General features: G+C 73.5%; 8 protein-coding genes and 1 pseudogene. 3 read left to right on the forward strand and 6 right to left on the reverse strand.

Annotation, left to right across the window (positions count from 1 at the left end; all coding sequences use genetic code 11):
• Positions 1-5: 5 nt before the first annotated feature.
• Both O7628_RS17815 and O7628_RS17820 read right to left on the reverse strand, forming a co-directional pair.
• Positions 6-3308, reverse strand: a complete 3303-nt coding sequence (locus tag O7628_RS17815; protein WP_278132057.1) for a S8 family serine peptidase — start codon at positions 3306-3308, stop codon at positions 6-8.
• Between the two features lie 153 nt (positions 3309-3461).
• Complete coding sequence (locus O7628_RS17820) at positions 3462-4670, reverse strand: DNA recombination protein RmuC (protein WP_278132059.1); 1209 nt, start codon at positions 4668-4670, stop codon at positions 3462-3464.
• 54 nt (positions 4671-4724) lie between these two features.
• Between O7628_RS17820 and O7628_RS17825 the strand changes: the two genes are divergently transcribed.
• On the forward strand, positions 4725-5540 hold the full coding sequence (locus O7628_RS17825) for a hypothetical protein (RefSeq protein WP_278132061.1): 816 nt from the start codon (positions 4725-4727) through the stop codon (positions 5538-5540).
• A 100-nt stretch (positions 5541-5640) separates the two neighbouring features.
• Here O7628_RS17825 and ppc read toward each other — a convergent pair whose 3' ends face one another.
• Together ppc and O7628_RS17835 are read right to left on the reverse strand one after the other, a co-directional pair.
• Positions 5641-8427, reverse strand: coding sequence for a phosphoenolpyruvate carboxylase (gene ppc / locus O7628_RS17830; protein ID WP_278132063.1), 2787 nt, complete (start codon positions 8425-8427; stop codon positions 5641-5643).
• 133 nt (positions 8428-8560) lie between these two features.
• Positions 8561-9613, reverse strand: a complete 1053-nt coding sequence (locus tag O7628_RS17835; RefSeq protein ID WP_278132065.1) for a hypothetical protein — start codon at positions 9611-9613, stop codon at positions 8561-8563.
• A gap of 97 nt (positions 9614-9710) precedes the next feature.
• On the opposite strand from O7628_RS17835, the pseudogene O7628_RS17840 reads away from it, so the two are divergent.
• A pseudogene (locus O7628_RS17840) lies at positions 9711-10088 on the forward strand (LD-carboxypeptidase); the annotation flags it as partial.
• A 25-nt stretch (positions 10089-10113) separates the two neighbouring features.
• Here the strand turns inward: O7628_RS17840 and O7628_RS17845 are convergent.
• Positions 10114-10350, reverse strand: a complete 237-nt coding sequence (locus tag O7628_RS17845) for a winged helix-turn-helix domain-containing protein (protein WP_347405182.1) — start codon at positions 10348-10350, stop codon at positions 10114-10116.
• 157 nt (positions 10351-10507) lie between these two features.
• On the opposite strand from O7628_RS17845, the gene O7628_RS17850 reads away from it, so the two are divergent.
• Positions 10508-10690, forward strand: a complete 183-nt coding sequence (locus O7628_RS17850) for a hypothetical protein (protein ID WP_278132068.1) — start codon at positions 10508-10510, stop codon at positions 10688-10690.
• A 236-nt stretch (positions 10691-10926) separates the two neighbouring features.
• Here the strand turns inward: O7628_RS17850 and O7628_RS17855 are convergent, their stop codons facing one another.
• A complete protein-coding gene (locus O7628_RS17855; RefSeq protein WP_278132069.1) occupies positions 10927-11607 on the reverse strand; it encodes a cyclase family protein in 681 nt (226 codons plus the stop codon).
• Positions 11608-11728 lie beyond the last annotated feature (121 nt).

The raw sequence follows: 11728 nt of genomic DNA on the forward strand, positions 1-11728 counted from the left end.
GCGGCTCAGTTGACCGCGCCGATCGAGACCGAGCCGCGGCCGACGACCGCGCCCTCGGTGGTGGTGACGGCCAGGTCGCCGTAGAGGGCGCGACCGGCGGCCGGGGCGGACTGGGCGGTCACCGTGCCGGTGAGGGCGGCGGTGGCCCCGTTGGGCAGGGAGAGCGGGGTGGCCGGAGCGGTCAGCGTGCCCAGCGACGCCGCCGAGAACGAGTCCCGGTAGTCGTAGGCGGTGCTGGTGCCCGGCCCGTCGACGGCGTACCCGTCGACCCGGACGCGGTAGGTGCCGGCCGGCGGGTTGGTCAGCGTCACCGCCTCCTCCGAGTCGCCGTCGGCCGAGCGGCCGACCTCGGTGTCGCCACGGAAGACGTACAGGTCCAGGTCGGCGCCCAGGTCGGCGGTGTTGCCGATGCGGGCCGTGAAGCTGGCCGCGCCGGCCGGCACCTCGACCAGGTATTCCTGCCGCCCGCCCTGGGCGATCGTGGGCCGCTCGGCGTGCACGCTGGCCAGCGGGCCGCCCTGCCCGGTCACCGAGACCGGGCCGAAGGCGTTGGCCAGGCTCCAGCTGACCTGGGTCGGGGCGCCGGCGGTGATCGGCGGGAGCTCGACCACGGCCGGCGAGACCGTGACGCCCTGCACCCGCACCTGGAGCTGGTACGGGTTGTCCAGCGCGGGCGACGTGCGCCGCGACTCCACCTCGAACTCCCAGACCCCGGCGATCGGCTTCTGGTAGTCCCGCTCCTGCGGCTTGCAGGCGGCGGCGTCGGAGAAGTTGGTGTAGCAGGCGGTGCTCGCGGTGCTCTCCACCGGCACGCCGTACGGGTTGATCGCGATGAACCGGGTCTGCGAGCCGGTGGCGATCCCGGACAGGTTGACCTGGATCGCGCCCGCGCCCGCCGGCACCGTCACGAAGTACGAGGTGGAGCTGTTCCGCTCGACCGAGCCCTCGGCCGAGAAGGAGTACGCCGGCTTCGCCACGTCGGTGCCCGCCACCACGACGGTGGAGACCTCGAAGTCGACCACCGAGGTGGCCGGGTCGTCGATCACCAGGAGCGCGCCGTGCGCCCCGGCGGTCTTCGGCTTGGCCTTCACGGGGATGGTGAGGGTCTTGTTCAGCGGCAGCCACACCTGCTTCTGCGCGCTGAAGGTGCCGTCGTTACCGCGCAGCGTCACGGTGTGCAGCAGGCTCTTGTTGGGGCCGCTGGTGCGGGTGACCTTCACCTCGTACGTCTTGGACTTCTTCAGCGGCTGCCCGCCCTGGGCCAGGGCGCAGCGGTTGTAGACGCCGGTGCCCCGGTGCGGGTTCGGCACGAACGTGCCGGTGGCCTTGTCGTAGCGGGTCAGGTTGGCCGACAGCTCGGTGCAGACGGGGGCGTCGGAGACGTACGACCTGGTCTGCACGCCCTTGTCCAGCAGCGCCCACGCGCCCGGCACGTCGAACATGCCGTAGCCCTGCGCGTACGTCGCGACGCCCGCGATGGGCTTGGCCGAGGTGTAGACGGCCCGGCGCAGCGCGGCGGGGGTGACCCCCTTGTCGGTCGCCTTTGCGGCCGACAGCAGCAGCGCGGCGGCGCCGGCGGCCTGCGGGGAGGCCATCGAGGTGCCGTTGATCATCTGGTAGCCCGGCGGCAGCGGGTAGCCGGCCTCGGGGACGGGGTTGCCGGCCTGCCAGGTCGGCGTGGTGGAGATCGCCGAGCCGGGGGCCGCGATGTTCGGCTTGAAGCCGCCGTCCTCACGCGGGCCGCGCGAGGAGAAGTTGAACAGGGCGTTGCCCTTGCGGACGACCGAGCCGTAGTTGGCCAGCCAGGTGTCCTTGCTGATGCTCGCGGCGACGCTGACCACGTTGTCGGCCACCGACGGGTCGCCGACGGTGTTCAGCCCGGGGCCGGAGTTGCCGGCCGAGATGAACAGCTGCACGCCGTACGTGTTGATCAGCTCGTTGTAGAGCTGGGAGCGGGCGTTCGAGCCGTCGTTGAGCGCCGGCAGTCCGCCGATCGACATGTTGACCACGTCGACCCTGCGGTTGATCACCAGGTCGGCCATGCCGGTGGTGAGCGCCGCGGCGGTGCAGCCGCCGCCCCAGGAACAGGCCCGGGCCGAGACCAGCTTCGCGCCGGGGGCCGCCCCGTCGAACGCGGTGTTGCCCAGCATGTCGTTGGCGGCGGTGATGCCGGCGACGTGCGAGCCGTGGGCGGACTCGACGAGGCCGATGTTGACGTAGTCGACCAGGCCGGGGCCGCCGGCCGGCGTCGTGTCGACGTCCTCGCGGTATTCGACGACGAACGGGATCTGCTCGCGGACCGGGGTGGCCGGGTCGTCCGTGCCGAAGCGCCCGACCTGGAACTTCTCCTTGTACGGGCGCATCACCGGGTCGTCGGTGAAGTCCCGGTTGCCGTTGGCGTCGACCCGGATGTCGTGGGTCGTGGGGTCGTAGAGGATGCCGAAGGTGTCGGTGGTGTCGCCGTCACGGTTGACGTCGCCCTCCGGATCGCTGCCCGCCGTGATCGACTCGCGGAACGTGTTGAACCGGTAGCTGCCGGCCGGGGCGGTCCACGTCGCGCCGCCCGCGGTGAAGCTCGGGCCGGACACCTCGGTGATCATCGCGCGCCAGGTGGCGTCCTCCAGCGGGTCCGTGGCGGTCACCCAGTCCACGATCTTGCGCTCGCCGGTGGTGGTGGTCTGGAGCGCCGGGTGGTCGAGGTCCACACCGGAGTCCATGATGCCGATGGTGACGCCGCGGCCGTCCCACGCCGGGTGCGCGGCCTTGAACGCCTCCGCGCCGGTCTCGTGGGTCGGCATGTACGGGTTAACCGCGCCGGTGTCGACGCCCGGCCCGGCCAGGGTCCCACCCTGCGCGGCGGCCTTCGCGCCGGCCGGCGCGGCCTCCGGGGCCGGGTCGGGGAGCTGGATGGTCTCGTCGAGGTCGACCGCGGCGACGCCGGGGAGCGTGGCGGCCTTGAGCACCTTCGCGGTGGGCACCTTCGCCAGGACGTAGCCGATGGAGTCGAAGCGCCGGCTCACCGTGCCGCCGAGCTGCCGCACCGCGTCCGCGACGTCCTTCGCCTCGCCCTTGTCGGTGGCGACGATCAGGGTGACGGTCTCGGCGTGCTTCGCCTCGGCCTCGGCGAGCAGCTTGGCGTCGTGCGCGCCCAGTGTCTCGACGGCGGTGGCCTGCGGAGCCTCCGGGTCGGCGGCGGGGGCGGCGCTCGCGGTCGCGGCACCGCCGAGGCCGGTCATGGCGCCGGCGGCCACGACCGACGCGAAGAGTCCGGCGGAGGTGCGCCGGCCCAGGTTTCGAGGTCTGCTCACGTTCTCTTTTCCTCCAGAGAACAGGGCCCTGAAGTCACAGGGCGCGCGTGAGCGAAATCCTTTGTGCTGGCTGTGTCCGGTGTCACTACCGGCCGGTACGTTGTGACCACTTCGTGACATGCACAGGCGCGCATTGTCACATGTGTGCTGCTATCAAGGGCGGGTCGACGGGTCCACTGGGGACGGTCCGGTGAGGCGGTCGAGCCGCTGGTCAGGCCCCTCGACCCCGCCGAGCAGCTCGGGGGCCTGCGGCTGGCGAGGTGCCACCTCCACCTGCGGCGGCGCGGCCAGGTCCCGGTCCGACACGCCCAGCTCGGCGAGCTTGCGGGCGCTGACCAGCACCCGCGCCTCCAGCGAGCCGACCGCCCGGTTGTACGCGGTCACCGCCCCGCCCAGCGACGCGCCCAGCTTGCCGACGTGGTCGCCCAGCGTGGACAGCCGCCCGTACAGCTCGCGGGCCAGCGAGTGCACCGCCACCGCGTTGCGGGCCAGCGCCTCCTGCCGCCACGAGTACGCCACCGTGCGCAGCAGCGCCACCAGGGTCGCCGGGGTGGCCAGCACCACGTTGCGGGCGAACGCGTGCTCCAGCAACGTCGGGTCGCGCTGCAACGCCACGTCGAGGAACGGGTCGGCCGGCACGAACAGCACCACGAACTCCGGGGTCTGGTCGAACGCCGCCCAGTACGTCTTCGCCGCCAGCGCGTCGACGTGCGCCCGCAGGTGCCGCGCGTGCGCGTCGAGGTGGGTGTCCCGGCCCCGCTCGTCGCGGGCCTCCATCGCCGTCAGGTACGCGTCGAAGGGCGCCTTCGCGTCCACCACCACCGAGCGGCCACCGTGCAGCCGGACCACCAGGTCGGGGCGTACCCCCTGGTGGTCCGTCGCGGCGGTGACCTGCTCGTCGAAGTCGCAGTGCTCCAGCAGGCCGGCGGCCTCGACGATCCGGCGCAACTGGTGCTCGCCCCAGCGCCCCCGCACCTGCGGCGCGCGCAGGGCCGCCACGAGCTGCTTGGTCTCGGTGCGCAGCTCGCCGGAGACCGCGCCCATCGCGCGGACCTGCTCGCGCAGCTCGGCGTACGCGTCGACCCGGGCGTGCTCCAGCTCGGCGACCCGGGACTCGTAGCGGCGCAGCGTCTCGTGCAGCGGGGCCACCGCTCGGGCCACCGCCTCCTGCGACTGCGCGGTCGCCTCGTAGCTCAGCGCGCGCATCGACTGCTCCAGCCGCCCCTCGCCCTCCCGGGTCGCGGCCAGGGTGGCCTCCAGCCGGGCGATCTCCGTCGCCGACCGGGACCGGGCCGCGAACCAGCCCAGCGCGCCGCCCGCGCCGAGGCAGAGCACCACCACGGCCAGCGTCGAGAAGCTCATCACCAGAGCTTGCCAAACGCGTACGACGGGCGCGCCCCGGGTACTTTTCAAGGCATGGAATTTCTGCTCGCGGTCATCCTCGTGGTGCTGCTCGTCGGCGGTCTCGTCTGGTGGCGTCGGGAGAGCGCGGCCCGCGAGGCGCGCAGCCTGGCCGACGTGCGCGCCGACGCCCAGCGCTGGTACGAGCGCCTCGGCGGCCAGGTGATGAACCTGCACGGCGACTCCCCGGCCGTGCGGCAGGCCCTCGTCGACGCCGGTGAGCGGTACAACGCGGCGGGCAGCCAGCTGGAGCAGGCCCGCACCGTCCACCAGTACCGGCTGGCCCGGGAGACCGCCCTGGAGGGGCTGGCGTACGCGCGCGCGGCCCGCGTCGCGCTCGGCATCGACCCCGGCCCGGAGCTGCCGCCGCTGGCCTCCGCGCAGGGCACCGGCCAGCTCACCCGCGAGCGCGAGGTCAACGTGCAGGGGCAGACCTTCCGGGCCGGCCCGCAGCCCGGCCAGGGCACGCCCTACTACTACCCCGGCGGCCGCTACCAGGGCCGCCCCGTGCCGGCCGGCTGGTACTCGACCCCGTGGTGGAAGACGGCGCTCGGCGCGGGCGCGGGCGTGCTCGGCGGCATGCTGATCGCCGACGCGCTCTTCTCCCCGGCGTTCGCCGACCCCGGCTACGAGGCCGGCTACCAGGAGGGCTTCGGCGACGGCGCGGACTTCGGGGGCGACTTCGGTGGCGGTGACTACGCGACCGCGGGCGACTTCGGTGGCGGTGACTACGGCACGGCGGGCGACTTCTCGGGCGGCGGCGATTTCGGCGGTGGTGACTTCGGTGGCGGCGATTTCGGGGGCGGTGACTTCGGCGGCGGCGACTTCTGACGCCGCTCCGGCCCCGCCTGCCCGGCCCCGCCTGCCGGCGGGCGTTAATAAGGGCCCCCTGCTATGCGGAATGCGTTAACAGGGGGCCCTTCCTTGCACCTCAGCCGGTGTTGCGCATGCCGGCGGCGATGCCGTTGACCGTGGTGAGCAGCGCCCGCTCCAGCGCCGTGCCGTCGCTCGGGGCCCGCCGCCCGCCCGGGGCCGTCGCCACCGCCCGACCCGCCGCGCCGGAGTCGCGGTACTGCCGCAGCAGCGCCACCTGGAGGTGGTGCAGCGGCTCCAGGTAGGTGTCGCGCACCGCGAGGGTGCGCTGGAGCACCGGCGAGTTCTCCAGCAGGGCCGGCGAGGCGGTGACCGCCAGCACCTCCCGCTTGGTCAGCTCGTACTCCTGCTCGATCTTCTCGAAGATCGGGTGCAGCCCCTTCGGCACGAGGGTCTCCACGTACCGGCGGGCGATGCCGAGGTCGGTCTTGGTCAGCATCATCTCGACGTTCGACAGGAACGTGCCGAAGAAGTGCCAGTTGCGGTGCATCTCGGCCAGCACGTCCTCCAGCCCGGCCTCGCGCGCCGCCGCCAGCCCCGAGCCGACCCCGAACCAGCCGGGGACGATCTGCCGGGTCTGCGTCCAGCCGAACACCCACGGGATGGCCCGCAGGCCGGACAGGCCGGCCCCGGTGTTGGGCCGCTTCGCCGGGCGGGAGCCGATGTTCAGCGCGCCGAGCAGCTCGGTGGGGGTGGACGCCCAGAAGTAGGCCGGCAGGTCCGGATCCTCCACCAGCGACCGGTACGACCGGAACGCCGCGTCGGAGATCACGTCCATCGACGCGTCCCAGCGCTCCAGCTGTTCGGCCGGCTGCCGGGGCGCGGTGTGCAGCAGGGTCGCCTGGAGCACGGCGGCCATGGTCAGCTCCAGGTTCTCCCGGGCCAGCGCCGGCAGCGTGTACTTGTCGGAGATGACCTCGCCCTGCTCGGTCACCTTGATCGCGCCGTCGAGCGTGCCGTACGGCTGGGCCAGGATCGCCTCGTGGGTGGGGCCGCCGCCGCGCCCGACGGTGCCGCCCCGGCCGTGGAACAGCCGCAGGTGCACGCCGTGCCGGGCGGCCACGTCCCGCAGCGCCCGCTGGGCCCGGTGGATCGACCACTGGCTGGTGGTGATGCCCGCCTCCTTGTTGGAGTCGGAGTAGCCCAGCATCACCTCCTGCACGTCGCCCCGGGCTGCCACCAGCGACCGGTAGGCCGGCAGCGACAGCAGCTCGTCGAGCAGCTCGCCGCCGGCGTTCAGCTCGGCGGGGGTCTCCAGCAGCGGCACGAAACCGATCCGGGCCCGGCCGCTGTGCACGTCGACCAGCCCGGCCTCGCGGGCCAGCACCACCGCCGCGAGCACGTCGTCGACGCCGAGGGTCATCGAGATGATGTACGACTCGATGACCTCGGAGCCGAACCGGTCCTGCGCCTCGCGGATCGTGGCGAACACGTCGAACGTCTTGCGGGCGCTCTCGGTCAGCGGCGTGTCCAGCGTCGACAGCGGCCGGCGGCCGGTCAGCTCGTCGGCGAGCAGCTTGGTGCGCTCCAGGCGGGTCAGCGCCGGGTAGTCGGCCACCTCGCCGACGGCCGCGTAGAGCTGGGTGAGCACCTCGTGGTGCTTCTCGGCGTGCTCCCGCACGTCCATCGTCGCCAGGTGCAGCCCGAACGCCGACACCGTGCGGATGGTGGAGGCGAGCCGCCCGACGGCGGTGAGCTGGCCGGCGTTGCGGGCCAGCGAGGCGCGCAGCAGGTCCAGGTCGGCGATCAGCTCCGCCGCGCCCTGGTAGTCGCGCCCCGGCACGTGCGGGGTGCCCCGGCGCAGCCGCTCCCGGGTGTTGGCCAGCTTCGCCTTCACGCACCGGGCCTTCAGCCGGTAGGGCTCCTCGGCGTTGACCCGGCGGAACCGGGGGGCCACCTCGGGCAGCGCGTCCAGGTCGGCGGCGAGGCTGGCCGACAGGTCCAGCGACACCCCGCGCAGCCGGCGGGACACGGACACCTCGTTGATCAGGTGCTCCATCGCCGCCTCGGTGGCCGCGATGCCGTGCTCGTGCTGGATGCGCAGCACCTCGCCGGTGACCTGCGGGGTGACGAACGGGTTGCCGTCGCGGTCGCCGCCGATCCAGGTGCCGAACGTCAGCGGGCGGGCCGTCGGGGAGGTCTCCACGCCGAGGGTGCGCAGCGTGTCGGCGAGGTCGTCGAGCACCTGCGGGGCGGCCTCGGCGTAGAGGTCGCGCAGGTAGTAGATGGCGTTGCGGGCCTCGTCGGTCGGGTCCGGCCGGTCGAGCCGCAGCTCGTCGGTCTGCCACATCAGGTCCAGCAGCTCGGCCAGGCGGCGGTTGGCCGGCCCCTCGTCGCTGGCGCCGTAGAGGATCGCGTTGGCGGTCTCGGCGTCCAGCTCGTCGGCGACGGCGCGCAGCTTCGACAGGATCGACCGGCGGGCCGCCTCGGTCGGGTGGGCGGTGAAGACCGGGCGTACGGCGAGCCGGCGGGCCGCCGCCGCGATCTCCTCGGCCGGCACCCCGCGCTCGGCGATCATCTTGGCCGCCTGGTCCAGCCAGCCGCCCTGGATCGCCCGGCGGCGGCGCAGGTCGCGGGCCCGGTGCACCTGCTCGGTGATGTTGGCCAGGTGGAAGTAGGTGGAGAAGGCACGGGCGAGCTTCGTGCCGGTGGTCACATCCAGCCCGCCGAGGCGCTGCGCGGCGGCCGGGGCATCGGCGCGGACCTGGGCCCGGATCTCCTCGACCAGGTCGAGCAGCGGGCGGCCCTCCTGCCGGGCGAGGGTCTGCCCGAGCAGCGTGCCGAGGCGGCGGATGTCGGCCCGCAGTGCGGCGTCCGGGCCGTCGTGGTCGTGCTGGTCGGTCACGGGTGCGCTCCTTACGCCGGGGACGAAGGACAGCGCTGTCCGACTCCCTGGATCGTATCCGCGCCGCCCCCTTCGGAAGGAAGGGCCCCTTGTTATCGCATTCTGTTGTACAGGGGGCCCCTGCTAACCGTGCTCACCCGGCGGGGCGCGCATCGTTGCTGGTGGGGGGCCTGTGGGCGGCGCGTCGGGCGGCGGCGCGCCGGCCCCGGACGAGGGTGGCCGTGAGCAATCCCACGACGCCGACCGCCACCCAGAGGGCGAGCCCGGCCAGCGGCCAGCCCATCGACCGGCGGTCGAAGTACACCGCCGACTTGATCAGGTCGGTGGTGAGCCCGGGCACGTTCCACCGGTGCATCCCGCGTAGCCAGGTGGGCAGGAACTCCGGGGCGTAGATGCCGCCGGAGCCGGGGTTGCCGAGCACCACGAGCAGCAGGATGACGATCCCGGTGCCGAGCAGCCCGAGCCAGCCCTGCACGGCGGCGGCGATCATGGCGGCGGCGAAGACGGCCAGCGCGCCGACCGCCGCCACGGCCGGCACGTCGTGGTGCCAGACACCCAGCGCCGGGCCGACGACGAGCGCGCCCGCCACGCCGAGCACCACCGCGTACGCCGCGAGGGCGGCGATCCGCAGCCCGGCGCGGGCGAGGCTGCGGGGCGCGGTGCCGGCGCGCAGGCCCAGCGCGGTGGCGGCGAGGTAGCCGCCGAGGACGTACCCGACCGCGAGGTAGAACGGGACGAGGCCGCGCGGGTCGCTCTGCTCCACCGGCACCTCGTCGGTGACTGCCAGCGGCAGGTTCCCCCGCCGGGCGGCCTCGGCGAGGACCTGGTCGACCACCTCGGTGGCGGCGGGCGCGGCGGCGCTGGCGGTGGTGAGGCGCAGCCCGCCCTCGGGGGTGGAGGTGAGCACGCCGTACACCTCGCGGGCGGTGAGTCCGTCGTCGGCCGCGGCCGGGTCGTCGTACTCGACGGGTTCGATCTTGTCGGTCTCGCGGCGCACGGCGGCCATGACCGCCTGGGCGCGCTGGTCGCCGAGGACCACCCCGACGGGCACGTCGCGCGGCGTCGGGTGGTGCAGCGCCCCCACGTAGGCGGCGATGAACGCCGTGGCCAGCGCCAGGGTGCCGAGCAGCAGCGCGGCGGTGCGGGGCAGCCACGCGCGCACCGGGATGTCCGGCTCCTCCTCCACAGGGCCAGCCTAGGGGGGATATGACCCGGATGAGATGTTTCGCCGGCCTTGCCGTCGCGAGGGCAAAAGCGGTGGTGGCGGCCGGTAGCGTCCGATCATGGAGTCGCTGCGCTGTCCGCCGAAGCCCCGGCCCGGCGACCGGGTCGCGGTCGTGTCACCCTCCGCCGGGCTGTCGGCGGTCTTCCCCCACGTGTACGAGCTGGGCCTGCGTCGGCTGCGCGAGGAGTTCGGTCTGGAACCGGTCGAGTACCCGACGACCCGCCTCCCGGGCGCGGACCCGCGCGACCGGGCCCGGGACGTCACCGCCGCCTTCGCCGACCCGACGGTCACCGCCGTGCTCGCCACGGCCGGCGGGGACGACCTGATCACGGTCACCCCGCACCTGGACGACGCCGTGCTGCGGGCCAACCCGAAGCCCTACTTCGGCTCCTCGGACAACACCAACCTGCTCAACCACCTCCACCGGCTCGGGGTCGTCGTCGACGCGGTCGCGCGGCGGATCAGTGTGCGCTACTGACCGTCCGGCTCCCGCACGAAGACGCCCGCGCCGGGGCGCCCTCGACGAGCCCGCGTGCCTTCAGCCAGTCGACGGCGGACCGGACCACCTGGCGGGAGACGTCGAACTCGGCGCACAGTTCCGTGCCGGAGGGCAGCTTGGCTCCCGGTGGGTACTCGCCCGACTCGATCCGGCTGGTCAGGGCGTCGATGAGTCGCTGTTTCTTCGTGTACGCAGGCATGGGCTTACTTCCGTGGCAGGTAAGGCCATGTGATCACGGTCGGTGCGAAGCGGCAATCAAAAGTGCGCCCAGGTGGTGGCCTGGCATTACAGGTAGTGCCAGGTTGACGTCGGGTGGCCGTGGCAGGTTCGCCCGTCGGATCGACGAGGTCATTCAGGTGCGGATCGGCCTGTGGCGGATGGACGTGGGCCCCACCCCGCCGTCCGGCCTGCTGCTCGAACTCTCGGCCGGGGCGGACGTCGAGCGCTGGCCGATCGACCTGGCCCAGTCCCGGTCCCTGGTCGACCTGTCCGGTCGGCTGCTGACCGGCCTCGACTCGTCTGCGGCACGAGCTGCCTGACTGGCGACCCGCCAGCGGCGGCGTCGGGAACCACATGAATCTTGGACGGTTCCGGTGCCCCGGGAGCCGTAAGTGTCCAAGGTCTCCGTTGGCGATGTCGCTGACGGGGAGAGATCGGGCAGATCTTGGTGATTTTCGGCCCCTGAAGGGGCCGTTTGGCACCAAGATCTCCCGGTCCGCCCCCGGTGGGGCGAGGCCGGTCCGCGCCGCGTGCGGCGAGGCCAGGCGACGACGTTCTATTCGGCGAGGACGGCGAAGGCGCGGACCGGGAAGGTGCCCATTCCCGCCACCATCGGCGGGGCGGCGGTGAACCGGAAGCCGGTCGTGGGCAGTGCGTCCAGGCCGGTCAGGTGCTCCACGATCGGGACGCCGGCCGCCAGCAGGCCGCTGTGCGCCGGCCGCTCGCCCCGGGCGGCCGGGCTCATGTCGTCGATGTTGATCGAGTCGATGCCGACGAGGACCGCACCCGCCTCGACCAGCCACGCCGCGCCGTCCCCGGTCAGGTAGGGCGCGTCGGGGGCGGCGTAGCGGTCGGTGCCGAAGTGCGCGGACCAGCCGGTGTGCAGCAGCACCGCCCGCCCCGCCACCTCGTGCGGGGTGAGCAGCGGACGATCCACGGTGCGGGTGCCGGCGGGCACCCGGACCACGATCCCCGGCAGGTCGGCGAGGCGGTCCAGCCCGACGCCGGTGAGATCGGCCCCATCGGCCCACCGGTGTGCGGGCGTGTCCACGTACGTGCCGGTGTTGGCGATCATCTCGATCCGCCCGACCTGGAACTCGGTGCCCGGGGCGTAGTTCGCCCGGGACGCCTCCCGGGTCAGCCACTCGGTGACCCGGGGCGTCGGCCAGCCGGGCAGCGTGGTCATGCCGTCGCTGATCACGTGGCTCAGCTCGACCAGCCGCCGTCGTCCCGTCATGCCCCGACTCGACCACGTGCCCCGGTCGCCGGTCAAGCGGGGATAGGCTGGGATGCTGTCGACCCCCCGTCCCCGTGGGGCGCGGGGGCTCCGCCGTGTGCCGTGACCGTGCCACTGGGAA

The sequence above is a fragment of the Micromonospora sp. WMMD956 genome (genome assembly GCF_029626125.1).
Classification (GTDB): Bacteria; Actinomycetota; Actinomycetes; order Mycobacteriales; family Micromonosporaceae; genus Micromonospora; species Micromonospora carbonacea.

Excerpts from the sequence above, each read along its gene's own strand:
- O7628_RS17820 (WP_278132059.1), bottom strand. The coding sequence starts at position 4,670 with ATGAGCTTCTCGACGCTGGCCGTGGTGGTGCTCTGCCTCGGCGCGGGC.
- O7628_RS17825 (WP_278132061.1), top strand. The coding sequence starts at position 4,725 with ATGGAATTTCTGCTCGCGGTCATCCTCGTGGTGCTGCTCGTCGGCGGT.
- O7628_RS17855 (WP_278132069.1), bottom strand. The coding sequence starts at position 11,607 with ATGACGGGACGACGGCGGCTGGTCGAGCTGAGCCACGTGATCAGCGAC.
- O7628_RS17845 (WP_347405182.1), bottom strand. The coding sequence starts at position 10,350 with ATGCCTGCGTACACGAAGAAACAGCGACTCATCGACGCCCTGACCAGC.